Below are 26,132 nucleotides of genomic sequence, written 5' to 3' on the forward strand. Positions count from 1 at the left end.
GGCCTCTTTCCTTTCTCGTTCTGTATATCGACAAGCGGCACAACAATGAAGTACACAACCTTACCAGTGGGTGGCGATGGAATCGTGACAGCGCCATTTGCACCGCCAGTATCCACGCTGCCCATTGTCTGGCTGATCTTCATTGTCATGTCGACAAGTACAGCGTTGTCTGCCGACCGTATTGTCAATCCTGTCATATTAGAGAACCAGCGCAACTCCGAGAACGCCATTAGCGTGATACAGCTTGAATCCCGAATTTTCGATTGTTGAGCGACGCCCATCAGACATGGAGCCATTCAACTGCCAAGGCCCTGTCTTCGGAAGAAGCCATCCGGATGTATTCGCAACGTAATCATTCGACTGCAAGTTGCCGACTTTCAGGCTTGTGATAGATCCATCTTCAATAAATGCGGACTTGATAAATGTCTGTCCACCACTTATCCCGAATAGCGACTCAGGGGTCTGAGAGTTTGTATTCATCACAAGAAAAGTGTCGGCCCTCACGACAAAACTCGATGTCGTCCCGCCCGGACCAGACGCCAACCCCAGGCCAAACCCGGCAGCGTATGGCTGGCCGTTCGACGTTGCTTCCATGCGTACAGTCCAGAGCGTCGATATTTTTCCGTCAGTGCTGGCTTGAGCCTGTGTAACCTGCTGGACCGCTGCTGCATTGCCTGCCACGCTTGCCCGTAGCGTTTCAGTTGCCGTTGCAAAGGCTTGATCCTGCGTTGCCCGGACAACGATCTCGTTTGCATATGCAGCTTGGGTATCCCACTGATTCAAAGCCGACTGCAGGTCACCCTCACCATTGTCGTCACGCCATGCTGCGCGCAACACCTGAACGCTTGATGCCTCAGCAGCCAGCTCATCAATGTCAGTAGTGTTCTGCTGAACTTGTTGAGCCAAGCCATTTGCTGCTTCGACAACAGATCCGACATCGATCCAGTAATTGACGTTGGGCGGAGGCGTATTGATCGGCACTGCCTGGGTGGCCTGATAGATCCGCCCATTGGCAAGCGTCATCTCGCGAGCGAAATATGATTGATCAGGTATGTAAGCCGACAATCCATCCAGCGCTTCTATCTGCGCCTGCAGATCGTCGATCTTTTCAGAGAGCTGCTGACCCACTTCGCTTTCAACGTACTTGCCTGTGAGCAGTTCAAGGATCGGGGCAGGATCTGAGCTGGAGCGACCGACAACCCCAGTCCCCGCCGGGTACCACGGCCCGATATTCCCCGTCCGGTCCACAAGCCGTGCCCAGAAGAAGAACTCAGCGCCAGCCTGCGGGACCCGCATCAGATATTCGGATTGAGGGTAAGCCAAGTCGCTGAGCTTTTCTGCGCTCTCCAGATCTGTCGTCGGCCCGCACCATATCTCCGTGCGCTGCGTATCATCCGCGCCAGCAGGAAAGCCCCACTTCAAGCTGATGCCAAAGAGCTCGCTGCTGGTCGTCAGGTAAGCAACAGCAGGCGGAAGGCCTGTCTTACCCATCAGGCTGGTCACAACTGACGCGGTAGGCAGCGACGAAACATTCATAGGGCTCACTGCGCGCACCCTGGCAATGTAGTCACCCGAGTAGATTCCGCGAACCTCTGCAGCCTGCTCGGCCGTGCGAGGGACCTTGACCCACTCCCGCGCTCCCCACTTCCATTCGACGTCATAACCGGTCGCGCCAGGCGCGGCATCCCAACTGATCGTCATGAATGTGACGGCTATGCCTTGCTCGACAACAACGTGCTGACTCAGGTAGACGCCAGATGGCGCGGCTTGCACGCCCAAGGGAATACCGCTGATTGGCCGCGCGTCGACCACCGCTCCAGAATCAATTGCATCGAACTTGCTGGACTCATGCTGGATGCAATCAAGCTGGTACTGGTGCCATTCCGGGCGCGTGATATTGCGCACAAGAAACTGCATAGTTTTAAGGTCGTCGTATTCTAGAATCCAGCCACATTCAACCTCGGGGACCTCGCTGAACTCAGCCGCAAGCGTTGCACGACGGCCGTCCAGGGAACTGATTACACGCGCCTCGCTTTTTCCGCTGGGCAGATTCACGCGCAGCTTGGCACCCGTCGACAACTCAATGTCACGGTCAACGGTGATCACCCGCCCCGCTACCGCGCTGATACGCCCGCCGTTCGCACGACCGGCCAACATGGGGTCGGCAACGGCGATGATCTGACCCGGCTTCGGGATTTGGCCGTCCAGACCTACACGAAACGACGCACCCCTCGTCTGTGTCTGCTCAGTGAGCAGCGCATACTGCCCGGCGCGCTGTGCCTGGGCCAGGTTGGTGCAACCATATGCATCAACAGACAACTCATTGACCGATCCGGTCTGCGCCAGCACCTCGTCATCAAAGACCGGCTCCTTGTCGGTGTCGAATCCCTGCGCCGGGTTGTCCCAGCTGACCATCGCCAGATTATGCCGATCACGCGCCCGAGTGCCGGAATACTGGATCTCGCCAGCATTCAGGATCTGCGAAGGGTTGTATGTGTAGACCGGGTCGCCAGGCATATCAGCGTTGAATGTGATCTGGCTTCCGTCCCACGTGCTCATTCCGTGAAAGATGGCAGACAGGTCCTGAAGCACCGCATATGCGTCTGCCTGCTTCTGCAAGTAGATGTTGCAGGTCAGTCGTGGTTGCATGCCGCCCTGCCCGTCAGATACAAACTGGTCGCAATACTGAGCAATTCGATACAGGTTCCAGCGGTCGACCATCGTCGCGTCTATCCGGTGTCCAAGGCCATAGTAAGGGTTGAGGGCCAGGTCGTAGCACACCCACGCAGGGTTGTTCGTGTAGGCCTCTTTGAATGTACCATCCCAGATGCCGCCACTTGTGCCTGCGCCAGACGTGGCGTATGTCCGTGTCTCCGGATCGTAGTTTGTCGGCACCCGCACGATCCGCCCACGCATCAGGACAGCAATCTTGGCGATATCGCCGCCGAACTGCTGGGCGTCATATTCAACGCAGCCCACGGCGGTGAGCGGAAATTCCTGATCGCTGTCTACGACCTCGGCCACTGCCTCCACAAACATGCTGTCCTGAACCAACGAGCTGTTGGCCTCAGGTGTGATCCGGCGCACACGCATCGTCCAGCGGTTTCCGGCTGGCAGGTCGAGGCGGTGACTGCGTTCGTACTTTGTGACGTTCTTGCGGTCGACGAATGATGCGAGAACCTGTACGAACGGGCCGCCATCAGTTGCGATATCGATAGCGTAATCAACCCTCACGCCATTGATGTTACCGCTCTGATCCTGAGATTGAAGCTGTGGCCAGCTCAGGCGCACTCGCAGGGCGTCCAGCATTGCGTTGTTCACAGTTCGCAAGTACGGCGCTGTGCTGAGTAGCTGCTGATCGACGTTGATTTCGTTGCTCGACTCGGCGATGCCCTCCAGGCGCGCCTGATTCAGTTCACCATTGCGGAACTGCCACTTCACACCCGGATAGTTCACGGTGCCGTCTTCAGCAACCAGAGGTGTGCCGTCGAGTTTGACCGAACGCAGGCCGTCAACAGGCCCAACGATGGGACCCCAGCTCCACAGGTACACGATGCGAGCGGTGGCCAGCGAAGGCGTGCTGTTTTCCGCGATGCTCGGCTGCTTCTGCTTCGCCTCGCCACCTTTGGAGCCTTGAACGTCGAGTTTGAGCGCTGCGCACATGCGATTCTCCAGGTAATAAAAAACCCGCCGAAGCGGGTCTGGTATTTCAGATTGTCATATCTGATCTTGCGTGTAGATGCCGCCTGACTCTACGGCCCCGCCGATCTCACGCTCGCCGTACAGCACAGGGTACGGGTTGCCCTGGGCAACTGTGGTGACTGCGCCGCCGAAGCCATAGCTCGGATTGTTCCCGTCCTCGTTGTTGCCTGTAACGCTGGCACTCGTAGTCGGTGACAGCATCTGAACGACACCACCCAGGCCGACCGCCGCGCCTGTGGCAAGCAACCCCATCCCAAGGGTGCTCGTTGTGCCGCCGGTGAATGCTCCAGCCACAACAAGCGCAACGCCAAGCACGACCTGAAACAGACCGGCCTGCTTGCTACCCTGGATCAGCGGCACGATGCGAATCTCGCTGTCGTCGCTACCCTGCAGGTCGAACTCTTGCGCACCGGCGTTCCGCTTGCCACAGAACACGCTGAACACCAGGCCGCGCTCTTCGCCGGTGCGCAGAAACTTCTCGAGGCCTGGGAGTTGCGCGCAGAGGCAATTCACAGCATCACGCACGCTATGCACATTTAGGATGAACTCTTTGCCGAAGTGCTTGCGGAGAACGCCGTACAAAATAACCTTTCGCATTACAGTAATCATTGGTTGTATTCCTTGTGGCGCAGAATCAGCTTCACCCGGTTTGCCATGGACCAGCCGTAGACTTCTCGGGCAGCCAGGCGACCGGGCATGTGGTGGTAGATGAAAGGCCCGGTACCGCCGAGCGCCGGTGCTGGCTCGCTGTGCAGGCTGGCATCGGTGCCCAGGTAGATCGCTGCGTGGTTCGGGAAGTGGCAGGGACGGCCTACAGTTGGTATCTGAAAAATCAACATATCGCCGCGCTGGGGCTGATCAACCCTGACGAACCCGCAGGCCTCGTAGTTCTCTTCGTAATGGCTGGGGCTGTTCGGATCTTCCCACCACAGTTCTTTGCGCTCGAAGTTCGGCAGCGGCAACGACGCCTCGCGGGCGTACCAGTCGCGGCAGGCCGACCAGCAATCGAGCAGGCCGTGCGAGAAGTCCCGGCCCAGCAGCGGAGCCTGGAACCCGCTGGGCTTGAACCACTGAATATCGCCGCCGGGCCAGCCCACAATTGCCCAGGGCAGTTCGTGCAGCTCGCAGCTGACCCGATCGGTCATGCTCGGCGTGGCGGCGCGGTCCGGGTGGCTGTGCACGATCGCCAGCACCTCGCCCCGGTCCTCTGCCGCCGCCGCGTCGTGCTTGTCGATCAGGAAGTGCTGCAGCGGGTTGGTGGCGACATTGCCGCAAGGCACGTACTCACGTCCGGCATCGGTCTTGATCAGCAGCCCGCAGGCCTCGGCCGGGTGCGACTGCTCGGCGTGCGCCCGAATGGCGTCCTGAAGCTTTTGATTGATTCGCATGCTTACCCCTTGGCGATCAGGCTTGCGCCCATTGAGCCGCCGAACCGGCGGGTATTGCCGCGCAACTTGCAGCTGCTCCACCAGCCGCCGCAGCGGTCCAGCGCCGGGTTGTCGGTGGGTTCGTTCTTCTTGTCGAAATACGCGGTGCCGGTGTACGCGCACGCCTCCTGCCGATACTGGCCGCGCATGGCCCAGCGGCACAGCTTGGTGATTTGCTGAGACGGCAGCTGCTGCCCCTCCATGTCGATGGGACTCGAAAGCTCGAACGTGACCGAGGCACGGTTTTCCTCTGTCTTCTGCTCAATGGTCCAAAGGCTTCTGCGGGACTGATCAGCAGCATCCGGGTTTCCTTCAGCGAAATTCGCTGCATCCAGGAAGTGCTTGAACGTTTCGATCACAGTGAAGCGAGCGCCAGCAAGGTCACGGTACTGGAGGCAGATAGCTGATATCGCACCGCGAATACCCGATAGCTCGTTGGCAAGCTTGAGTGTCGGTGTTGCCGGTCGGCCATCGCCCCGGATATCGAAGCCGCTGGCCTCGATCTGAATCGGCGAATACAGCTGGCCTTGCCAGATGATGTCGCCTTCGTGCTCGTGCCCATGGAAGCGCCATAGCGTAGCGCCGAGACGTGTGGCATCCAGTTCGTACAGACGAATCTGGTTGCCGGGCTCCAGCTTCTGGATGTCCGCGCTGTAAATCATGATGATCACCAAAAGAAAACCCCGCACTTGGCGGGGTCAGGCTTGAAAGAAAACTGAATGGTTGTACAGCGTGGACGTAACTCCAGTAACGCCAGCTCTCTGAGCCGTAGTAGCGTTACGCCCCCAACGAACCGCCGCGGTCCGTTGCCTGCAAGCCCATGGACCGGGGCAATATGACCTGGAGGTCAATGTGAGCGGAGAGCAACGAGTTATCACCCCTTTTGAAATAGGCGTGTGCGGCGCACTTCAAGTAATAGGAACAGCCATCGCTGTGCTAGATGTTGCCAACAGGGAGAAGGTCGCCGATGCAGCACGCGCCGTTATAGCTGCTTTGCCTGCCGACAATTCGATTGTCCCGAATCGTTCTGCGCATCACCTTGCACTTGAATCTTTGATACAAGGTCTTTTTCTAGAGCAGTCTCGGAAATCTGGCGACTGATCCAGTCAAGCGCTTTCCCGGCGTCGCCGTGGCCCGGGAAAGGGTCTTTAATGGCTTCCATTTTCGCTCCTGCGGCTCTGCCGCATCATGCTGTTTCATGGGTTGAAGGTTTGTTTGAAGCTCACTGAGAGCGAGTGGAGGCCGCCGCCGAGCGTCGATATCTTGTAGCCGGTTGCCCGGTAACGGCCCTGACCACTGCCCGGTGGCGTCCACAGGAAGGATTTGTACCCTTCCTGCCGGTCCAGAAAATCCCGCACCAACTGAAGCTTTTGGCCCTCGCCAAACCGCCCGATGACCGATACGTCCCAAGACTGCGACCTGGTATTGATACCCACGCCGCCGGACTGGCTGTAACCGTCACCGAAATCGTTCGACCAGGTGCGCTGCGACACGTCACCGGAAGCGCCGACCTGCACGTCAAAGTCGAATATTTCAGCCATCACGCGCGCCTCCAGAGCAGGCCGCCCTGCCTCATTTCCTGCTGAATAACTTGGCGCACCTGCTGCGCCGCACTATCGCCTATGGCCTTGCCCTGCCTGGCCGCCTCGGCGTCGCTCATGCCTGGCTGCGCTTCGACGGTGACAGGCACACTGATGTGGATCGGAGCTGTACCGCCACCGCCACCTGCAGTCTTGTCAGCCAGGTATTTGGTCAGGTCGCGGTTCTGGTTCGGGTTGAGCACACGCTCACCACCATCGAGCAGCCAGGTACCCTCTTTCGGGATGTTGTCCATACCGTTGTGAGCCATACCAGCGAGCGCCGACGTGGTGACCGCTGCGACCATCGGCATTGTTGCCGCCGAGGCTGCGAGCGCCGCCCCGGGAGCAAGTGCGGGGCCAATAAGCGGTATGCCGGCAGTCGATGCGTAAGCGTTCAATGCTGCTTGCGCAGATGCTGCTTGCGCATTGGCAATCAAGCCGGTGGCAGCGGCTGACTGCCCGCTCTTACCAACCAAAAGCTGAATACCCTGGTAGATCACCCATTGAGCAGCCATGTCGGTCAAGGCGCTGATCATGGATTTGGCGAAGCCGCTTACCATGTCCATCACCGCATCGCCCGCACTCTTCGAGGTGGTGGCAACATCAGACATAAACGAGCTCAGCTCACTCCTGGCACTTCCAAGAATCGAACCGGTGGCATCTGCAGCCATGGCTGAATAGTTCTGTGCCGCATCAGCGAAGTTCTGCCAAGCATCACCAACGCCATCCATCCAGTTGGCCTGGGCCTCTTCGACCTTGTTGTAGTAATCCTGCTGAATCACCAGGCGCTCTGCCATCGCCTCGCTGATAACCGCTGTTTCCTTCAGATACAAGCTTTCACTGATATCACCACTGTTGCGCTGGAGCACAAGCTCGCGTTGCTGCTTGTTGAAATCCTGTTCAATTGAAAGCATCTGCTGGAGCTGGCCTCGACGCTTATCGCCCTGGCCTGCTCCGGCGAGCTGCTGATCGAACCCGTCTTTTACGGACTGATTGCTCTCTTTGGCATTTGAGCTGAAAGCCTTAAGCTTTTTCTCCTCTTCCAGCGCGATTTTTCGCAACTCGTTTTCTTTCTCGAGATTCGCGTTCCGCTTCAGATCGGCGGTGATCGACTCCTGCTTGGCGAGCAGCGACTTCTGGTCGGCAGTCAGAGTCTGCTTCGACTTTATATCCGCAAGCTCCTGCTCCCACTTGATAAGCTCGCGAGAGGCAGCGCCGATCTTGTCGATATCTCCTTTCTGCGCCCCCAGCAGCACAGACTGTTCTTTCAGAACCGCGTACTGCTGACGAGCCTGATCAAGAGTCTTCTGCGCAGCATCTTCCCGATATTTCGACTGCGTTTTGTTGGGGTCAGTAGTTTCGGTGATGCGGGAAATAGCATCGTTCGCCCGCTGGACAGCATCCTTTCTAGGGTCTTTCGCGACAATCGGCGTCTCAGAGCCAGGCAGCACCATACTGCGACCTGTTACATCAGACTGAACCGGAGCCGCCAACAGCATGTTGCGCCCACTGAGAAAGCTTGAGCTCTTTGAAATATTTCCAGCGGCGGCTACCACTCGCTGCATTTCCTTGATCTGCTGGTTCGCGCTGTCTGTTGCGGCTTTCGCAGATTCGTTGTGAGCTTTCGCAGCGGCAGCCGCAGCATCCAACGCAGCCTGTTCGGCCGTGTAAAGACCTACCAACTGCCGCCTCAGCGCGTCCTGCTGGATCTTGTCGTTCGACTTTACAGCGTCCTTGTATTTCTCCAGAACGTCCTTCTGCTGCGAAATAACCTTGGCCTGCTCACGCTGCTGAGACGTGAGCCCCATTTGTTCAGCGGCATAAGCAGCCTGCGCTTCAGCGTTTGCCCCGAACAAGTCGCGACTTTCGATCAGCTTCGCGATGTATTTTTCCCATTCCGCGAGCTGAGCCTTTGTCTGTCCTCCAGACCCAGAAAGAGCGGTCGAAAGCCCCTTCGTCTGTGCAACCAGGCCGGAAGTCTCTTGAGTGGCCCCAGCAAGAAGCAGCCGGTACTTCTCCGCCTGCTCGCCACTCCGTTCATTTGCCGCCGCCGATTCTTCGAGAGACGAAATATAGGACGGCATGATGTCGCCGTTTTCTTTGACTGACGCGGTGACGCTGGCGAGCGTCCTTGACCCGTTGCGAACCTGGCTGAGCATGTGCTCAAAGGCCTTGCCGCCTTCAATCCCAGCAACACCGAGGTTTTGATAGGCATTGCGCCCTCGAATTGAGAAATCGTCGAATGCTTTCGCCGCAGCCTCGGACGCCTCGGTTTGCTTGGCCGTCCATGTCGAGAACTGAAGCATTTTCTGCGCTTGACCCAGCTCCTTGAACTTCGTGATCGACTCATCAAGCGTCAGGTTCTGATCTATCAGAGCAGCAGTCGCGCTATTTGCGCCACCGCCAAAGTCGATAAACGAGGATGCAACCAAGGCCGTCATCGCGATCAGTCCGACCGGACCGGTCAGAAGACCGAGCACTCCTCGCCCAGCAGCAGACGCCGCCACCATTGCCGTGCTACTTCTGGATGCGGCCACCGTGGCGGCATCAGAAGCTCTTGATGCGGCGTCGGTTGTGAGCTTTGCCTCGGCGAATGCCGTGACAGCTGCCGTTTTCACCGCATACGAAGCTTGTATCTCGGCAGAAGTGGCTGCTGTGGTCGCAGCCAGACGTACTTCTGCCGCTGAGATTTGATCAATGATCTGAACCTCCGCACGACGCGCTAAAGCCATCCTGTTTCGGGCGGCAGCACGACCCTGCTCGGATATCTGACTGGCAAGCCTGACTGCCTCTTGCTCTCGCTCTGCCATGAGAGTCATTTGAACAGTCTTAAGATTATTCAGCTCGGACTGTTGACGTGCTCGATCGGCTGCCAGTTTTTGCTGGGCTGCGGCCACTTCTGCCTGGGCTCTGGTCAAGGTAGCTTTTGCATCAGCCTCTTTCAGCTGAGCCAGCGTAAGAATCTGCTTGGCCGAGGCTGCTTCAGTATTAGCATTTTGAATGCTCATCGCGGTTGAGCGCGCCAACGCCCCCGCCTGTGCGATCGACGCCTTCGTGGCCATTGCGAAGCCGGCCGCACCTTGCGCAGCGGCGACGGCCAGGCGCGTGCCGAGAATGTAAGCCAGCGTCTCGGCGGCGCTTGAAATCTGCTCAAAGGTTTTCGAGGTAGCCCCGAAGTCCTTGGTCAGACCATCAATGGATTGCGAAACCTTGACGATATTCGCCGATATCGCTGCGCTGGCCCCGCTCGCCTGATCCATCCGGCCAATGAACTGGGTCAGCGAGTTACCAGTTGCGGTGATACTGTTGCCGATCGTCACGGCGGTTTTGTTGAATAGGTCAGCAACTGCCTTTTCTTGGGCCTGCAGCGCCTTCACAACGGAGTCGGCCGTGAGCTTGCCCTCTGCACCCAAGGTGCGCAGTTCACCCACAGTCTTGCCCATGCCGACCGCGATGGCCTGTGCCAGCGCTGGAGCTTGCTCCATAACGCTATTCAGCTCTTCACCTCGAAGTACTCCAGAGGCGAATGCCTGGCCGAGTTGCACCAGCGCAGCGTTCGCAGAAGCAGCAGAAGCACCGGAGATAGCCAGCGTCTTACTGATGGTGCCCACTACGCCGGCTACGCCTTCGCCGGTCAGCTTCAGCTCTTTCTGGTTGGTCGCAATCCGCTGGTAGAGCTCTGCGGTCGCGCTCAACGGCTGATAAGCGCTCTGGGCAATCGAAAAAACCGCATCCTGAGCCTTCGCGAGTTCTGCGGATCCTTCTGTTACCAGCTTGAGACGGCTGGTCAGGGATGTGTAAGCCTCAGAAGCGTTGTAGATCGCGCTGACGCTGAAAGCAGCAGACAACGGCCCAGCAATGCTTGCCGCCATGCTGGAAAGGGACAGCATCTGCCCCTGCATTGCGGCCACCCTCGCCGAAGCAGCGTCAGCAGCAACGCCGGTGCGTGTTACAGACTGTGAAGCCCGGTCCATATTCTGCTGAAATCCGCCAATACGCGCGATGAGATCAAGCGTCAACGTGCCAAGGGATCTTGACGCCATAGATTTTCTCCAGGCAATAAAAAACCCGCCTTGGCGGGTTTTTCTAATAGCAAATTTTACATGGCAGTCGGTGTTATATCGTAGGAGTCACCTGAAATAGTGATTCGCCGCCTGACAGACTCGCCCACCTCTAGTTGTACTTCTCTTTCAATAAGCCCTTTGCCAGAACAGGCCAAGCTCGGCTTTATTCCCAGAACGTGACGCCCCCGCTTAACTCCAAACTTAGCTACTTCTCCTGAAGCAAACTCAGCAGCTAATACACCGTCGATGTAGAAAAAGTAGTTGCACGCAGCCCCGTAAAAACCACTGTCACGGGTCACGACAATTTGAGCGTCGCCTTTTCCGATAAACGCATGAATGCGTGAACCAGGAACAGGATCCGCTCTTTCGGGCGATATGGGCGACGTTGAACAGCCCGCGATTAAAGAAGCTACAAGGGCAAAAAAAACTGGACGCATGACGATCATTCGGTATGGGTTCGCAAACAATCTACCATCGCCAACCCCATTAAGCCCACTCATTCATGGCCTGATCAAGCGTGACTTCTACGACGCGCTCTGAATTGGGCATAAAGTCGATCAACTCTGCCTTACCACCGTTGGCACGATTGATTTGGAAGGCAATCATGGCGCTAGACCACTCGCTCCTGCGCATCGGATTCAGCGATCCGTACTTATCCCGATACGCAGACCACGCCAAAACCTCCGACCAACTGATATTGGCCTTGGCCTCAGCAATGGTGCAGCCCCCTATACCGTTGAGCACAAGCTCATGCATCAGCTCATCGGCAGGGGTCAGTTTTTTGCGGCGTGGTTAACCTCGTTCACAGCCTTCATCAAGGCGAAACCCAGTTCCGGGTCCAAATTCATCGCGTCATCGTAAGGCAGCGGTTCATCACCGTTAGCTCCGAGAAGGATGGTGGCAGCCAGGTAGGTGGCGTTTCTGGATTTTTCGGGGTCGTCACCTGCAAACAAAACCTCCATCTTTCCGTAGGTGTGGCGGCGGACGTGCACAGTGAATTTATCGGTCACCTTCTTGCCTTTTGAATCAGAGTGCGTCCATTGCACCTCTTTCTTCACCAAGGTTTCAGCAACCACAGCACCCTTCTTTTTCAACTCAGCCAGATTCATATATACCCCTTAAACCTTCTTGATCCAGGCCGAGCCGCCCGAGCGTTGAATGGTAGCCGCAGTACTCACAACGGCGTTTGCGGCGAAATCGAACGGGAAGTCCGAAACGTAGCCAGCGAAGACGAACCAGGTGCGAGTGTCTGGCAACTCGAAATCATCACCTTCGGCGTTGACAGTCGGGTCCGCAGTGCCGTCAGACCAACCAACAGCCCACTTTACAGCGGTATCGCCGTCGGACTCGGAGAGCTGATGCAGGCGAATATGGCTGGCATTTGCCGGGTCAGCATTGACAGTCAGCGAGGCCTGGCCAGGGGTGCGCAAGCCCTTCTTGTAGGTCCGCTCTTTGGATCTGAGACAGGTGTCTTCGATCTGGTCAGCAGGCGCACCGCCAGGGTTGAATGCTGTGGCGCACTCGACCTCCAGCACTGTGAGCGGGCCTGTGCCGGAAACGGGCGGTACAAGGGCATAAACCTGAGTACCCTGGGTCAGAATCGACATGGTTTTCTCCAAGTGTCGGGCAATAAAAAACCCGCACTTGGCGGGTTGTTGTGTTTGAAAACGGGTTACCGGCGAACCATCCAGTCCACGTCGAAGCTCCGGTGAAAATCTTTGGTATCGGGGTCTCGATCTGAAGCGCCCCAACGAACGATGTAGGCATGCAGCTCGATTGCGTCACGCAACGCCCGGGTGACTGCAGTCGCGCCACCAGCAGCGACCGAATAGACATCCACCTGCAAAGTGAAGCCGTCGACATCTGGCCGGCCATGCAGGTAGTTTTCCGGGCTGCCGCTGATCACGCTCCAGACTGCATAGGGTTTCGCTACGCCTTCCGGAGCCTCACCGAACGAGTAAAGCCTGCACTCAACGCCGGATCCAAGCAGCGCAGCAACGCCCGGATCTGCCGAGCACACAGAGAAAATAGGGGCGTCCATCAGGCCTCCTGAAGTGCAGCTTCAATTTCCCGAGTCAGCACCGAGGCAAACCGGTCCACGACCGCATTGACGTTGGTCGAAAACGCAGGTCGCATGAAGGGCGCGGGCGGCGTGTACTTCGTGCCGAACTCGATGTACCGCCAGTGCCGGGTGTCGCCACCCGGGTTGCCGGAGGCGTCCTTGCTGTGCTGATTTGAGCCTGCGCCACCACGAATACCGACGCGCATCGCAACGCCACCCTCTTGACGCCCCAGCCGGGCCGCCTCCTGGGTGATGATGTTTTTCCAGATTTTTTCGGCAGTTTCCGGATCGTCCAGCGCCTTGGCGCGGGCCTTGGCATCATCCCGAACAATGTTCATAGCCTGCCGAGCAGCCTTGCGAAGTCCTTTTCGGCGCAGCTTTGGGGCCAGGCCGAGCATTTTCTGCGTCACCTGCGCGAGCCCCTGCAAGCGCGCATTGATTTGATCAGTCATGAGCATCAATCCAGGTATTGGCCTTTAGGATTGCGCCGGCGAGCTCCGAAACCGCCATGTGTCTTCGGGCAAAACTCAACTGCATGCTGACTACTGCCGCAATAAGTACACCGCAAACGAGCACGCTGTGAGCTTCCTGACCAGGTATGAGGGCAAAGGCTTTTAGGGTGTTTTCCACCACAATAACCACAGTAGGCATCAGCCATCTTTCACCCCCTTCGAGACAAGAATCGTCAGGTACTCACGACCAGAGTTCGGGTCCTCCAGCGGCGGGCCGACAATACTGTACAGCTCACCCCGGTAGACGACCCGCATCGTGGCAAGCACACCTGCCCGATAGCGAATGACCATTCGCGCAGAGGCTTCGGACTGGCCGGCCTGAGCTGCGATCAGATCCCTTGCAGACAGAGGCGTCACCTGCGCGGGACACTTTTCCCAGACGGCAACCCATTGAGGCTCGGCGAACTCCCCTGTTGCGGGATCTCGAACAGCAACCTTCTGCTGGATATCGATGCGATGCCGGAGCTTACCGGCACGCATCACACACCCATCCTGCAGCGATAGGGCATCAGCAGTGAGCGGGATGCCAACGGCAGTTCAACGGCATTACCGTCAGTGATCACTTCTTCGCGGTTGGCAAACAAGTGGCCCAGTTTGAGCAAGCAGGCAGACGTGATCGCGTCATTGATCACAATGCCGTAACCGATCAAATCGACCTGCTCATAGGCGTCAGCCAAAGCTTTCCGGGCATGATCCAGCTTGCGGCAGCGGATGCCATGATCTTCCTCGTTCTCGGCGGCCGCCACTGCCGCAGCATTGGCATCGCGTGCAGCCCGCATCAGGCCATCAAGACCCGCCCTGGCAAGTTCAAATTCCTGCTGATCAGCGTAAAAGCGGCGGTTCAGGAACTGCATTGCTGCCTCTTCCGCAGCGTTCAACTGAGCCTGAACCAACACCTGGTCATCTGGCTCTGCCTGCAGGTGATGCATGGCCAGCTCAATACTGATGACCGACATGATCTACTCCTTGTCCGCTGGCTCAGACGGTGCGAGCAGCTCAGAACCGCCCTCACCTTCTGAAGGCAGCTCAGGATCTTCAACCTCGCCAGCCGCAGCAACCAAGCGCTCCAGTTCGACCGCGGCCTCATCCTTGGAACCACTGAAATCACCAACAGGCTCACCAGATCCATCAACCACGACCCACTTACCCCGGGACAGATTTTTGATGGAAAGATCGAGTGCCACAACGGCAGACTGGCCTTGCACCACCTCGCAAAGACCTGAGTCCTTCAGCTCTTTCGCCAGCCAGTCAGGTGCCGGATACGGCTGGCTATTACGCCGGCGAATTTCGCCGCGATCTTCATATGTCCGCAGCGGCTTGATCATTACGTCAGTCATGAAATACCTCGATGGGGCGGCACCCCGCCCCGGAGTGCTTACTGGGTCAGAGAGCCGGTCACAAAGGCTTCGCCGCGATACACAGCCAACGCCAGGCGCTGCTCAGCACGGACGGTGACCATGTTGTTCTCAAAATCCTTGTCGTTCTCGGTCGAGATCAGAATTTCAACATCCATGCGGTCGAAAATCTGAGCGCCCAGCGCGAACGCGCCAACCAGGAAGTCATCCTGAGGCATGGATTGAGTGGAGACTACCGGGCGACGCCACAGAGTCGGCTGAGTACTGCCCTGCGGCTGACCGATCAGATAATTGCCATTGGCGTCCTTCAGCAACTCGATCAGAGCCCAGTCAATCGGGTTCAGAACGATGCCATCAGAAGGAAACTCGGCAAGCTCGGCTTGGAGCAAAGCCAAGCGGATTCGGTCGATACGCTGCTCACCCGTTACCGTAACGCCGCCTGGCGCGGCGTAAGCCTGAGCTTTCGGGACAATACCGCCAATGTTGGCACCGATACCGTTACCGAACAGCAGTTGGTTTTCTTCAGCCAGTTTCAGACCGTAACGACCGCGCGCATCGATAAAGCTTTGCAGAGCCGGTGCGTCATCCAGGATCTGGCGGCTTGCCTTGAACAAATGCGCAAGTGTGCGAACCGGCGCATTCGCCAACGCGAACTTGATATCGGAGTAAGGCTTTGCACCACCCTCAGCGACCGGCGCTGCGCTGTTGGTGAAACCGTCCTCCTTGACGTATTCAACTGCGTTGCTGGATGTTTGACCGGGCGCAATCAAATCCCGGATGGTCAGACGGCGCTCCGGAGTAGCCTGAATGCCATACAAGCGTTCATTGGCAACCAGGGCAGCGCCAGAGCCCGCCACAGAAGTGATGGCTGCGCGCGGCACGGCGATGCGACGGGAACCCCGAAACGAAGAGTCGACACCCTCCATTTCCTGAGATGCAACAACGATCTCGCCAGCAGACTTCTGACGATCCTCGCCGGTTCGACCGGAATTGGCATTGACCAACTTCTGTTCGGCCTCTTGCAGTCGCGCCTGCAACTCGCCTTGTTTTGTGAGCAGGTCATCTACCTTGGCACGGGTTTCCTGGCTGAGTTCCTGATGCTTCTGAACATCCTTCTGGGCCTGCTCAGCATGCACCTTGAGCTGATCGCCGATGTCTCTCAGGTTGGCCTGCACTTCCTTGTACTGACCCTCGATATCATCGGAGCCGACCTTGCCCATCTGCGAGTTCCATGCCCGATAGCGAGAGGTGCCAGGCTGTACCAACGAACTGGATACCAGCACCACACACAGCGCACCCAGGATGGTCGCGGGAGTTGCACCAAAAGTAAGCGGAATCAGTGCGGACACGCTGAGAACCGCCATCAAAAACAGAGGGGACAAACGAAATTTCATAGCTTGATTCCTTATGAAGGAAAAGAGAGTTTTGGGAGTGGCGGTAGGTTCAGCGCAACAGCGCGAGGCGTATTGGTCGGGCCAGCGCTCGGCGTGACCCCGCCGGCAGCGCGAGGCGTACCGGACTTGAAATTGGCGAACAGTTCGCGACGATCACTGCGGGACATGCCAGCCTTTGCCAGAGCAACATCCATGGCCTTGAGCGAGCTGGTCTGCTTGGAAGCCTCGTCATCAGACTCGGTGACCTCATCCTGCGTAAGCAGCCCAGTGGCCAGGCCAAGCTCAACAGCACGCTTGCCACGGATAAAGGTTTCGTCATCCATCAGGGCGGCCATATCCTCAATGCCTTGGCCGCTTGTTTCGGCATACAACTCGGCCATGGCCGAATCGAACTCTTCCATGTCGTCAGCGATATCTCGCAAGACATGGCGGTTACCAACGGTGTAAGTCCAGCAGTTATGGATCATGAGAAAAGCGCTGCTGGCCACCTGACGCTGCTCGCCAGCCAGGTAGATAACTGAGGCGGCCGAGGCAGCCAAACCCAGCACCTTGGTGGTGACTGATTGAGAGTGCTCGCGCAGACGGTTGTAGATTGCGATGCCTTCAAACATGTCTCCGCCTGGCGAATTGATGTAGACCGTCACTGGCTTGTCGCCGATGGCCCGAAGGGCTGCATCTATGCGCTTCACCGTCACGCCTTCGTCATACCAGCCTTCGCCAATCAACCCGTAAATAGTGATGGTTTCGCCAGCAGTCTCTACGGCTGCCTTGATCGCCGGATTCCATTTTTCGAGCGCACGAGGGCTTAGCTCGCAGCGAAAGCTGCCAGCTTTGATGTCCAGCTTCATGGTTACTCCTTCGAGGTGTCGTTCTGGCTCAGCCAGTTATTCAGGGCGGTGCGGGCAGGCTCGGCGTCGCCCGATTTTCCAAGCTGATCAAGCGGTACCAGGTTGGATTGAACGGTCAGCACATCGCCACCAGGCATAGCGGGTAAATTTTCCTTGCGACGCCCCTCGTTGCGCGTCATGTAGCCGTTCTGCCCCATTGTGCTGAGATATGCGGCCCTACCGGTGCTGTCTGCGCGAAGGAATGCCTCAAGCGAGAACTCAGCGTAAAAGGTCCTTCGATCCACCGCAGTCATGCAGCGCTTGTTGACACACTGCTCGATGGGAGCCGTGTACGACATGATGCAGTAGGTCAGAAACGCGATCTGCTGCTGCTCAAGGCCGGTACCCCAGTTGCTGCCCTTGTCGGTCTTCATCACCATCCAGGGTGGAACGCCGAACCAGCGGCAGATTTCTTCGATGCTGTGCCCGCGCGACTCCAGCAGTTGAGCATCGACTGGGTTGATGCCGATCATCTCCGGCTTGACACCAGCCTCCAGCACCGGGCTCTTACCGGCATTCAGCGCGCCGGATATCGTCTGGACATATTCGCGAAACTCAACGCGCTGGTTGGGCGTCAGGGTCTTATCGACCGAAAACGCCACAGTCGGCATCATTCCATTCTTGAATGTGCTGTTCGCAGCGTCATCAGCAGACATCGCCGAGCCGAACACGTCGGCACCGTATCGAATTGCTGAAAGCCCCATGCGTCCATCAAGAGTGAATGCCGGGATATGCAGCATGTCTTCTCGCTGGATCTGCCGCCTTGCGCCCTTTCTCGGCCTGAAGAAGTACTTCAAGCGCCCATCGTCGTCCAACTCCACATCAACCCGGGACGGCATCAGAAAATCGAGCGCGATGACTCGGCCCGCAGAACGGTGAATCTCGCAGTAAGCATTACCCCACAACAGCATTGAGGCGACCACAGCCTGCCAGAAGTGAAAGGCGGCCATGTCCTCGTTCGGACTTGTGTGTACTACGTCATAAAGCGGGAAGTCTCTGGCGCTTTCGCGGCTCCCATCCTTTTTTCGCTGATAAATGCTTAGCGGCAGACCTGCGACAGATGTAGAGATAATGCGAACGCATGCCCAGACCGTGGAAAGCCGCATCGCCTTGTCGACAGTAACGGACTTGCCACTGCTTGACTGCGCGCCGTTGAAGGCGCTCCAGAATCCACCATCAGATAGCTTTATCGACTTACCCAGCCAACCGCTCAGGCTCTCAGATGCGGATGGCTTTGCGGCCGCGCTACCAAGAGCCTGGAAAAGGGTTTTACTCACTGGAAAGACCTCGACGGATAAAGCCCGCGATACAGAACATGCTGAACGAAGCCGCAAGCAACGCCCACGCCACACCGGCCAACATCCAAATACCCGCGCAAGCCAGGCCAAAGCCCATCAAGGCGAAGATGATGAAGCAAGAAAATGCACTCATGCGATCAAAGGGTCCCGTATGCCAGCCATGAAATTATCCATACCACCAGAGGCGGCTTCAGGATTAAGAGCCATCAGTGTGGCTGCATCGAATGTCGCCATAAGCGGGTCGATCTTGGCTGAACCGCTGACCTGCTTATTGATTGTCGTTGCGTTGCCGACCTGAACGGTTCGTGCGTTGCCTACGCACCAAGCCATCAGGCGGGTTCCTCCGTGGATGAGCTCGCCACCGGCAACTTTCCGCTCTGTCGTCTTGATGGCACCGTTAAGCCTCCACCCCTGGGAGACTGATACGATGCATTCCATGGCAATACCTCGGTCTGCCGTGATCAGCTCATCGACAATGTCCCCAATACCCGAAGCATCAACTCCGATGGCTTGCTTTTCAGGCAGCAAGCCTGCGTCGCGCACTTGGCAAATGATGTCAGCGACTGCCTTAACATCATCGCCAGGCCGATCAACAATGGTGAGATCACCGTCTTTCACAAAATCCATCAGAAGACTGGAGATATCCTTGCGGCGCTCAAGTGCGATCTTGTGTGCCCATGCGTGCGCCCAATGCAGCCACTTGCGGGTGCCCCGCTCACGACCGATCAGGCTTAGCCCGAGCAAGTCATCCAGACCACCGCCATCGATACCGGCAACAACGACCTCGCTCCGCCGCAAGAACTCTTCAAGAGTGAGCTTTTTATCGCCTTGCGCCTCCCAGTGATCAGCACCTGCCCACCGGTTAGCCCGAAGATTCATTCCGATCTGGATATTCAGATGCTTGGCAATGAATTTACGTCGACTTCCTTCATCCTTGCGAAGCTCTTTTGCCAGATTATCTTCCAGCCACTCCTTGCTTACAGAGCGTCCCATGTTCGGGTTGGTTACGTAAAAATTCTCGGCCTTCAGGTAGTCCTCGTTGGCCACCATGGCTTTAGGAAATTCGTATAGCACCCCAAGCGACTTTGGATCGTTGACGATGCCATCACGTACGTCACGGTAGTAACTCAGTTTTTCCTCAAAAACGCCTGCCGGTGGCTCATCGCTCTGCGTCGATAGAAAAATGATGAAACCTTCTTCCCGCGATATCTGACCGCCAGTAGCCTCCATCAACATCGCATCCGCGTTGACGCGCTTGCCAAAGATCCAAAGCTCATCGATCAGAATCTTTCCGGATTTTTTACCTGATACCGTGTCAGTGTCTGCAGCAACAACCTTCAGAGAAGCCTTGGTCTCCAAGTGAGTGATCGTGCGCAGGTGATCCTGAACGTGCATCAGCGCACTCAATTCTGTATCAGCTCGCACCATTGCTGCGGCTGGCTTGTAGCTGTTGCCCGCCACCTCAATAGTCGGCGCAATGATCAGCAGCTCCTCTTCATGTCGCCAGTTGAGAATCAATGCGGTCAGCATGATCCCGGCGGCGATCGTAGATTTGGAGTTCTTCTTGCTGATCAGGAGAAAGAACTCTCGGATCAGTTGCTTTCCACGCTCAGCGTCATAAGCCCCAAAGATTGCCGATACGAAATCGAACACCCACTGCTCGCAACATGCACCGAAGGTCGGCTGCCCTGGGAGATCGACAACCTTCAGGGATTTGAAAACCTCCAGCGCAGCCTCGGCCTCATCCACAAACAATGGCTTGAAGGGGATGAGTGAGCGCCTGGAGACAATACGCTGCTCCCAGTCAGGGCAAGCCGTAGTCCACTGCATTTGTCATCCCTTCGTGTTGTCGACCACCATCTTGGGGGCGGACCTCGGTGCGAACCGCCCTTTTCCAGCCTCTTTTGCTGCTGCGGCTTTCTCACCCTTCTTGCCAGAATCCCCTTTCTTGCCGTGAATGTAGGGAACCGCTGTCTGGGCGGCATTACGCCGATCAAAGACCTTGGCGCGAGGCTCATTCATGAGCGCAAGCAGCCACTCAAGCGGATCTTCTGTAAAGGGCATGCAATCCAAGAACTCGCCGCCAGCATCAGGAGGCGAGTCAGTATCTTCTTCAGCAGCCTGTTTAGATGCGCGCGGTGAGCGGCCCGGCTTAACACTGAGCTCGGCCTTCCTTGCCAGGATTGCTGCAGAAATTTTGGGGTCGTTGGCCCATCGCGATCCGGCGGCAGATGCCGTAGAAGCCTTGCACCCTGCCGCTTCCGCCGCCTCTTTGTTGGACGCACCTCGAGCCTTAGCGTCAACAAACTGTCGCTGCTTGTCTGTTAACACCATTAACATAAACCTTGGAGGGGGGATAAAAACTACGAATGGGAGAGGGGGTGGTGTCCGAGACAAAAGGTCTTGAACTTTCGACCCGCCCTCCCCCTCAGGTGAGGCAATCAGCCTCGCAATTGAGATCGATTATCATTCATTGATGCCGCGAGATTCGGCAGCCGTCTTGACCTGGTGACATGGCACACAGAGGCTTTGCAGGTTGAGGTCATCATCAGTGCCGCCAAGGGTCTTGCCAATGATGTGGTCAACCTCAAGCTGCTCGGTGATCTTTCCGCATTTCTGGCATGTGTATTGATCCCTGATCAGGATTCGCTCACGAATTCGACGCCATGGCCGCCCGCCGCGTCCGGAGCCCCATTCAGTTGGGGCTGCCGATTTAAGGCGACTTGTTTGCGCAGGCTCAATTCGCGGCCTCAGCGTCTTAAGCCTGCTCAAAGCTGTCCACTCCTGACCGGAGAGCCATCAAGGTAGGTCAGGGCCTGCATCTCCTCTTCCACCCCCTGCTCCTCCGCCAACGCCTGAATCAGAACCATCTGGTTCGTTGCAATCTGCTGGAGCAGTGCCGTCTGCTTCTTCTGCTCGGACAGCATCTGCTCCTGCAATAAGATTGAGTGCTCGCTCATACGCAATGCGGCTCCACTTGTTGATCCATTCGCGCCGGGCGGCGCACCCACTACATGCCACTATTCACCATCCATGCGCACATACGTGCCGTCGCAGACGAACTCAACGACAAGGCGGGTTGCTTCGCCAGGATTCTGGATGAGCTTGACGCTGCTCTGGCCACCCAGCACTTCACCACTGAAAGCGTCATGCAGGCACACATGCTGGCCGCTGCGCTTCACGATCAGTGGGCGGGACGACAGCAGGTAGCTGAGATTACTTTGGGCGGCACTCTTCATATCTACTCACTCTACGGTTGCGGTCGGCCATATCACTCTTGCGCATGCCAGCGCTTCGGCATGACTCAGAGCTGGACCCATAGGGATCATTGGGAATGGTGGGTAACCAGGTGCGTGGACGAGCCAAGACTTTTTCACTTGGCGTCGTGCAGGCGCTGTTTCAGCTCATAGCCCATCAGCGGCCAGATTTTCTGCTCGGCGTTCTGTCGGGAGATCTTGCGGCCGATCTCGGCGTCGAAGTTTTCCGGGCTGGCACAGGCCGATTCGCCGGTGACGGTGAAGCCGTTCTCCAGCACCAGCACACAGAAGGTCAGCAGGCCGAGCGCTTGAGTGGACTCTTGGCTCGGCGTCCCGCCCACCGGATGAACATCATCGCCGTTGCGGTACGCGCCCATCACGCCGTCGACACCAGTGAAATAGTGCTCACTTGCGATGTTCGCTTGAAGGTCGGCCGGAGTGATTCGCGGCGCAGTCTTGCCCTTGACCTGAATCTCTTGCTCGATTGCCTTGTCGTTCATGCTGTACTCCAGAATGCAAAAGCCCCAGCGGGTGCCAGGGCTTGGGTTGTTCGCGCCACGAAATGGCAGCTATCGAATTTGTGGCGCTACTGGCCTGACCTGTTCAGTGCTTCGCCAGCCTTGTCCACGGCCTTGGTCGCTGTTGTCGCCGCCCTGGTTGCTTTCTCGGCTGCCGTGCTGGTCTTGCGGGTCAGCTCATCTAGGCGATGATCACGCTGCAGCGTGGCCTCATCGTATGCAGCGCGAATCTCTGCAACCTGCTGCCGGTACGCATCCGCGAGCGTCCACTGGGCAACTTGAAAGCCCAGCATCGCACCACCGGCCAGCAGCAGGATCGCAATGAGCCAGATCTCCACCCGGCGCCACCAGTGGCGAGCGATGAAGTTGATTGCGCATCTGTCCATCACGCAGTACCTCCAAGCTGGGCGCGCAGGCGAGAAATCTCCGCGCTTTGAGTCGTTACCTTGTCAGTGAGCGTGGCGATCTGGCTTGTCAAAGCCTCCACCTTGCCCTCCATGCGCCCTACTGCCGCCGCCAATTCGTTGCGCTCTTTTGCGAACTGATCAGCACGAGCCTCTGCGGCGTTTGCTCTTGCCCGCTCGGAATCGAGCAATTCGTTCAGGCGCCGGACAGTGCCGATATCAGCGTTGTCCATTGCCCGATCAGCAGCATCCTTGGAGAGGAATTTCCTCAGCCACAGAAAGCCACCCAGTAGGATGGTGCCGGTCCCGCCCAGCCAGGTAGCTGTGCCCGGGCCGAGGTCGGTTGGGTCCATCGTTACTCCAGATACGAAAAAGGCCCAGCAGATGCTGAGCCTTGAAATAGGTGTGAACGTCTTTCCGTGCGGTCTGCCAACAACCAATCACCGGCTTATCAGAGACGCCCATAGGGCCGCCCTGGTTGCGGGTCCATCAAACCGCAGGCAATAAAAAAACCCAGCTTTTGGTGGCTGGGCTTTGGTTTCGCTGCGTATCACCGCACGCAAGATCGACATGATGGAGATAATTTACTGCCACTGCGCCACTACAGTCAAGCGGCATCTATGAAGATTTGTTCCTGATCGAAAATCTCGGTCACATGAATGACTGCGGCCTCCTCAATCTGCTCAAGACGCTTGTGAATACCAGACTTCCAGCGATGACGAGTGCGCTCAGGTGATGCGCCGGTCTCCCACGTATTCATGTCGTAGAACTCGGCGGACAGCACGATCATGTCTGTTGAGCGCTTGCCAGACTGCACACCCTTGAGCTTTGGAATAGCCCAGGCTGTCAGCGCCTTATAGACAAACAATTGAGGCGCGGGCGACACCATGCGACTTACCAGGCGGCCAATAGCCGCGACCTTGTTCGCCTTGTGCGTTGAGTACTTTGCGACCAGCACATCCCAGTGCGCAGCCTCCAGCCGCCGATGCAGCAGCGCATACAGACAGCAGTCGTAATCGAACTTGTCTCGCACTGAAAGCGTTGAGCCTGTACCACCCTGGCGCATGTCGGCATCGATCAGCTTCTGCCACGACTGCTTTGTGCTGTTATCGATGTTGTCGGCAGCGAGCACACGCACAAGGGTGCCCATCACGTCTTTATAGATGCCCATTGATCAATCCCCTGTGTAATTCGTGCCACCGGCACCGCGACGGTTGTTCGTTCGATATTGCGCTTCAGGCCCGCTGATAGTGTTGGGGCGCTGGCGCTCGGCCTGCTGCTCCAGTTCGCGCACTCGCAGACCAAGCTGGGTTACAAGTTCTTCCAGCGGCAATGCCTCTCCTGTCGGCGCCGATATCCACCCGGAAGCGTTGCAGCGGCCGCAGGGCAACTCGTAAAAGACGCCCCTCACGACGGCTCTGCCCCGACAGTCTGGACACTGGGTCAAGTCCACCCTCTCTTTGCGCAGCGCTGGCCCGTACTGCTTCTTCATTTTCCCGGCGCCCCTTCAATCTCTTTGAGCCCAACCCAAGTGTGACCATCACGGCATTCACAACCCGAGTCATCCAATGAGCCAATCCGGATGAACGCCTCATACTTGCGACCATTCAACTCATAGACATCAAGGCCCTGGGGTGAAATCTCACCCTCAACCAGACTTGCGATCTGCCCACCGAACATTACCCTGGCTTTTTTCATGGTTTCAAAACCTCGCCTATGATTGATTCGCCAACAGGGCCGCAACCCTTATCAGCCGTGGCTTGCAGGCCATTACCAGAATCGCCCAATCTAAAGCCGGTCAATGTCTGAATGCGGTCGAAGCCCTTTGAATCTAGATGCGCGTGCCACTTCTCAAGGGCGTCACGCTTGCGGGCCATCACGTCTGACTGGATGTACACCTTCACGTTATGACCCATGGCGTGGTTGATCAGCAGCTCACCGATCAGGTGGTCAATGCCAATATCCGCCCAGCCAGTGCGGGCTACTTTTCGCAGGTCGTGGCTTGTCCACTCACCCTGCCCCAGTCTTGAGAACACAGCGCTGGCCTGACCCTCGCTGAGTGCATTACCGTTGCGAGACGGAAAAAGGAATTGGCCGCTGTACCCGCTGGCCCACTGGATGTTTCGGTAGCTGATCAGCATCCTGCGAACTTGATCAGTCAGCGGCAGGTGATGCTCGACACCGGTCTTGGTGTTCTCAGCCGGAATGAACCACTCGCGCTCAGCCAGGCTGATGTGCGCCCAGCGCGCCTGCCGTGTCTCGCCGATGCGGGTGCCATGGCAGAGCATCATCAGCGCCAGCAAGCCGCCAGCTGACTCGGTCTCGATGGCGGTCAGCAAGCGCGCAATCAGCTCCTGCAACTGGGTACCGCGCAGCCTGGACGGCTTGACGCCCACCTTGGCTTTCGAGAAGTCGCTGAACTTGATGTCCTTCATCGGATTGGCTGCAATCAGGCGCAGCTTGAAGGCTTGACGGAATGCCAGGGCCAGCAACTGGAATGCCGAGCGCACGTAATCGATGCCGATGGCTTCCTGCGCCGGCCACATGAACTGGTCGTCCAGCGTGGCTTTGTCGATGGCGGTCAGCGGCACACTGCCCAGGCGCGGCTTGAGCTGACATTTGATCAACGACGCCCCGGTCTTTTTGCGCTTGTCCGACAGGCTGCGGTCGCGAGCCATGCGGTCCGCGTACCAGTCCAGCAGCTCACCAGTGGTCACCCATTTGGAAAGATTGGAACCCGCCCCGGCCTCGAGGCGCAGGCGAATGGCGGGCAGCGCCGCAACAACCTGCTTGGCCGACAAGTCAGGATAACTGCCGACGAGATTCCACTTGCCCTTGCTGACCAGGTACCACGATGCCCGGGCGCGGTCGCGCGTGAAACGTAGGTACAAGCCTCGGTTCTCTACGTCGCGCAGATCACGCTCGGCACCAGCGGACTGACGCTTGATTTCCGCATCGGTGATGCGCACAGAGGCAGTCATGCAGGCACCGCCTGCGCCTTCTGCTGCTCTGAAAGGAAATCGCCGCGCAGGGGCATCAGGTTCTTTTGAGAGAAAAACCAAACACCATTATGTCCTCCGAAATCGACGAACGCTGAGGGGCTTCCGTCCGCATGGCCTTCATGGATTTCTCCGTAAGCGTCGTACTCTTCCCGGTCATCGAACAGGACCTTCAATACCTCAACAACTCTCCCAATGAGGCCCTTCTCGCCACTACTTATGACAAGCGCCAGATCGCCTGGCTTGAATTGATGGTTCATGCCGCCACCTCTGTTTTAGGAAGTCGAAGATATGCCCTGATTTGCTCCATCGCGTCGAAATGCCCCCGGCAGACGATGGCCAGATAGCCCTGCTCATTCAGTTGGCGAATCCAGGCGTACTGGCTAGTCGAAACGGCCGCGTCGTGCGGAGCCGTGGCTTTGAACTCGATGTACAGGCCGAAGTAACCACCGCGAGCCATCGGTAGAACGAGATCGGGGACACCGGCACGGACGCCCTGCTCTTTCAGCTTGATCGCCACAAGCTTGTGCCGGTGACCACCATTCGGGACGTGATATATCAGCGCTGCAACCAACGGCATTCGCAGTTTGAGCTCATTCAGCAGCGCGGCCTGCTCCAACCCCTCACGATCAACGGCTTTCGCGCGAGTGCGCTTCGGTTTGAAAAGCGGCAT

At 57.4% G+C, this 26,132-nt stretch carries 35 protein-coding genes; all 35 read right to left on the reverse strand.

Features of this window, described 5'->3' with window-relative positions; translation table 11 throughout:
- Positions 1–198 precede the first annotated feature (198 nt).
- Positions 199–3,663, reverse strand: coding sequence for a host specificity protein J (locus JL015_RS23820; protein WP_201020193.1), 3,465 nt, complete (start codon positions 3,661–3,663; stop codon positions 199–201).
- 54 nt (positions 3,664–3,717) lie between these two features.
- Entirely contained in the window at positions 3,718–4,299 is a 582-nt protein-coding gene (locus tag JL015_RS23825) for a tail assembly protein (RefSeq protein WP_201020194.1), read from the reverse strand.
- An 8-nt stretch (positions 4,300–4,307) separates the two neighbouring features.
- Positions 4,308–5,090: a C40 family peptidase gene (locus JL015_RS23830; protein ID WP_201020195.1), complete on the reverse strand. Its 783-nt coding sequence runs from the start codon at positions 5,088–5,090 to the stop codon at positions 4,308–4,310.
- 2 nt (positions 5,091–5,092) lie between these two features.
- Positions 5,093–5,791 carry a phage minor tail protein L gene (locus JL015_RS23835; protein WP_201020196.1) on the reverse strand — a complete coding sequence of 233 codons (699 nt, stop codon included), beginning with the start codon at positions 5,789–5,791 and terminating at the stop codon, positions 5,093–5,095.
- 320 nt (positions 5,792–6,111) lie between these two features.
- Positions 6,112–6,291, reverse strand: coding sequence for a hypothetical protein (locus JL015_RS23840; RefSeq protein ID WP_201020197.1), 180 nt, complete (start codon positions 6,289–6,291; stop codon positions 6,112–6,114).
- Between the two features lie 34 nt (positions 6,292–6,325).
- Positions 6,326–6,670 (reverse strand): phage tail protein, encoded by a 345-nt coding sequence (locus JL015_RS23845; RefSeq protein WP_201020198.1) that lies wholly within the window; start codon positions 6,668–6,670, stop codon positions 6,326–6,328.
- Complete coding sequence (locus JL015_RS23850) at positions 6,670–10,752, reverse strand: phage tail tape measure protein (protein ID WP_201020199.1); 4,083 nt, start codon at positions 10,750–10,752, stop codon at positions 6,670–6,672. Before JL015_RS23850 ends, JL015_RS23845 begins: the two co-directional genes overlap by 1 nt.
- A 56-nt stretch (positions 10,753–10,808) precedes the next feature.
- Positions 10,809–11,219 carry a hypothetical protein gene (locus JL015_RS23855; RefSeq protein ID WP_236250270.1) on the reverse strand — a complete coding sequence of 137 codons (411 nt, stop codon included), beginning with the start codon at positions 11,217–11,219 and terminating at the stop codon, positions 10,809–10,811.
- A 40-nt stretch (positions 11,220–11,259) separates the two neighbouring features.
- Positions 11,260–11,529 carry a phage tail assembly protein T gene (locus JL015_RS23860; protein ID WP_201020200.1) on the reverse strand — a complete coding sequence of 90 codons (270 nt, stop codon included), beginning with the start codon at positions 11,527–11,529 and terminating at the stop codon, positions 11,260–11,262.
- A 17-nt stretch (positions 11,530–11,546) separates the two neighbouring features.
- Entirely contained in the window at positions 11,547–11,882 is a 336-nt protein-coding gene (locus JL015_RS23865; protein ID WP_201020201.1) for a phage tail assembly chaperone family protein, TAC, read from the reverse strand.
- A 9-nt stretch (positions 11,883–11,891) separates the two neighbouring features.
- A complete protein-coding gene (locus JL015_RS23870) occupies positions 11,892–12,380 on the reverse strand; it encodes a phage tail tube protein (RefSeq protein ID WP_201020202.1) in 489 nt (162 codons plus the stop codon).
- Positions 12,381–12,445: 65 nt separating this feature from the next.
- Positions 12,446–12,814, reverse strand: a complete 369-nt coding sequence (locus JL015_RS23875; RefSeq protein WP_201020203.1) for a DUF3168 domain-containing protein — start codon at positions 12,812–12,814, stop codon at positions 12,446–12,448.
- Entirely contained in the window at positions 12,814–13,287 is a 474-nt protein-coding gene (locus JL015_RS23880; RefSeq protein WP_201020204.1) for an HK97-gp10 family putative phage morphogenesis protein, read from the reverse strand. Before JL015_RS23880 ends, JL015_RS23875 begins: the two co-directional genes overlap by 1 nt.
- Positions 13,280–13,486 carry a hypothetical protein gene (locus JL015_RS23885; RefSeq protein ID WP_201020205.1) on the reverse strand — a complete coding sequence of 69 codons (207 nt, stop codon included), beginning with the start codon at positions 13,484–13,486 and terminating at the stop codon, positions 13,280–13,282. Before JL015_RS23885 ends, JL015_RS23880 begins: the two co-directional genes overlap by 8 nt.
- Entirely contained in the window at positions 13,486–13,827 is a 342-nt protein-coding gene (locus JL015_RS23890; RefSeq protein WP_201020314.1) for a phage head closure protein, read from the reverse strand. The genes JL015_RS23885 and JL015_RS23890 overlap by 1 nt, the downstream gene beginning before the upstream one ends.
- Positions 13,827–14,303: a head-tail connector protein gene (locus JL015_RS23895; protein WP_201020206.1), complete on the reverse strand. Its 477-nt coding sequence runs from the start codon at positions 14,301–14,303 to the stop codon at positions 13,827–13,829. Before JL015_RS23895 ends, JL015_RS23890 begins: the two co-directional genes overlap by 1 nt.
- 3 nt (positions 14,304–14,306) lie before the next feature.
- Positions 14,307–14,684: a hypothetical protein gene (locus tag JL015_RS23900; protein ID WP_201020207.1), complete on the reverse strand. Its 378-nt coding sequence runs from the start codon at positions 14,682–14,684 to the stop codon at positions 14,307–14,309.
- 38 nt (positions 14,685–14,722) lie between these two features.
- Positions 14,723–15,922, reverse strand: coding sequence for a phage major capsid protein (locus JL015_RS23905; protein ID WP_236250276.1), 1,200 nt, complete (start codon positions 15,920–15,922; stop codon positions 14,723–14,725).
- 185 nt (positions 15,923–16,107) lie between these two features.
- Complete coding sequence (locus JL015_RS23910) at positions 16,108–16,944, reverse strand: head maturation protease, ClpP-related (protein ID WP_201020209.1); 837 nt, start codon at positions 16,942–16,944, stop codon at positions 16,108–16,110.
- A gap of 2 nt (positions 16,945–16,946) precedes the next feature.
- The gene (locus JL015_RS23915) at positions 16,947–18,260 is read right to left on the reverse strand and encodes a phage portal protein (protein WP_201020210.1); all 1,314 of its coding nucleotides are present in this window, start codon (positions 18,258–18,260) and stop codon (positions 16,947–16,949) included.
- Positions 18,253–18,414, reverse strand: coding sequence for a hypothetical protein (locus JL015_RS23920; RefSeq protein ID WP_201020211.1), 162 nt, complete (start codon positions 18,412–18,414; stop codon positions 18,253–18,255). Before JL015_RS23920 ends, JL015_RS23915 begins: the two co-directional genes overlap by 8 nt.
- Positions 18,411–20,111 carry a terminase large subunit gene (locus JL015_RS23925; protein WP_201020212.1) on the reverse strand — a complete coding sequence of 567 codons (1,701 nt, stop codon included), beginning with the start codon at positions 20,109–20,111 and terminating at the stop codon, positions 18,411–18,413. Before JL015_RS23925 ends, JL015_RS23920 begins: the two co-directional genes overlap by 4 nt.
- 3 nt (positions 20,112–20,114) lie before the next feature.
- Positions 20,115–20,615 carry a terminase small subunit gene (locus tag JL015_RS23930; RefSeq protein ID WP_201020213.1) on the reverse strand — a complete coding sequence of 167 codons (501 nt, stop codon included), beginning with the start codon at positions 20,613–20,615 and terminating at the stop codon, positions 20,115–20,117.
- A gap of 132 nt (positions 20,616–20,747) precedes the next feature.
- Entirely contained in the window at positions 20,748–21,053 is a 306-nt protein-coding gene (locus tag JL015_RS23935; protein ID WP_201020214.1) for an HNH endonuclease, read from the reverse strand.
- Positions 21,050–21,241: a hypothetical protein gene (locus tag JL015_RS23940; protein ID WP_201020215.1), complete on the reverse strand. Its 192-nt coding sequence runs from the start codon at positions 21,239–21,241 to the stop codon at positions 21,050–21,052. Before JL015_RS23940 ends, JL015_RS23935 begins: the two co-directional genes overlap by 4 nt.
- Positions 21,242–21,301: 60 nt before the next feature.
- Positions 21,302–21,520, reverse strand: a complete 219-nt coding sequence (locus JL015_RS23945) for a hypothetical protein (protein ID WP_201020216.1) — start codon at positions 21,518–21,520, stop codon at positions 21,302–21,304.
- 134 nt (positions 21,521–21,654) lie between these two features.
- Positions 21,655–22,038 carry a Gp49 family protein gene (locus tag JL015_RS23950; RefSeq protein WP_201020217.1) on the reverse strand — a complete coding sequence of 128 codons (384 nt, stop codon included), beginning with the start codon at positions 22,036–22,038 and terminating at the stop codon, positions 21,655–21,657.
- A gap of 86 nt (positions 22,039–22,124) precedes the next feature.
- Positions 22,125–22,442 carry a hypothetical protein gene (locus JL015_RS23955; protein WP_201020218.1) on the reverse strand — a complete coding sequence of 106 codons (318 nt, stop codon included), beginning with the start codon at positions 22,440–22,442 and terminating at the stop codon, positions 22,125–22,127.
- Positions 22,442–22,813, reverse strand: coding sequence for a chemotaxis protein (locus tag JL015_RS23960; RefSeq protein ID WP_201020219.1), 372 nt, complete (start codon positions 22,811–22,813; stop codon positions 22,442–22,444). Before JL015_RS23960 ends, JL015_RS23955 begins: the two co-directional genes overlap by 1 nt.
- A 254-nt stretch (positions 22,814–23,067) precedes the next feature.
- Positions 23,068–23,631, reverse strand: a complete 564-nt coding sequence (locus tag JL015_RS23965) for a hypothetical protein (RefSeq protein WP_201020220.1) — start codon at positions 23,629–23,631, stop codon at positions 23,068–23,070.
- A gap of 3 nt (positions 23,632–23,634) precedes the next feature.
- Entirely contained in the window at positions 23,635–23,952 is a 318-nt protein-coding gene (locus JL015_RS23970; protein ID WP_201020221.1) for a hypothetical protein, read from the reverse strand.
- A complete protein-coding gene (locus JL015_RS23975; protein WP_201020222.1) occupies positions 23,949–24,158 on the reverse strand; it encodes a hypothetical protein in 210 nt (69 codons plus the stop codon). Before JL015_RS23975 ends, JL015_RS23970 begins: the two co-directional genes overlap by 4 nt.
- Positions 24,155–25,441, reverse strand: a complete 1,287-nt coding sequence (locus JL015_RS23980) for a tyrosine-type recombinase/integrase (protein WP_201020223.1) — start codon at positions 25,439–25,441, stop codon at positions 24,155–24,157. The genes JL015_RS23975 and JL015_RS23980 overlap by 4 nt, the downstream gene beginning before the upstream one ends.
- The gene (locus tag JL015_RS23985; RefSeq protein ID WP_201020224.1) at positions 25,438–25,719 is read right to left on the reverse strand and encodes a hypothetical protein; all 282 of its coding nucleotides are present in this window, start codon (positions 25,717–25,719) and stop codon (positions 25,438–25,440) included. Before JL015_RS23985 ends, JL015_RS23980 begins: the two co-directional genes overlap by 4 nt.
- Entirely contained in the window at positions 25,716–26,132 is a 417-nt protein-coding gene (locus tag JL015_RS23990; protein WP_201020315.1) for a VRR-NUC domain-containing protein, read from the reverse strand. Before JL015_RS23990 ends, JL015_RS23985 begins: the two co-directional genes overlap by 4 nt.

This window comes from Pseudomonas cichorii (assembly GCF_015471405.1).
Lineage (GTDB): Bacteria > Pseudomonadota > Gammaproteobacteria > Pseudomonadales > Pseudomonadaceae > Aquipseudomonas > Aquipseudomonas serbiensis.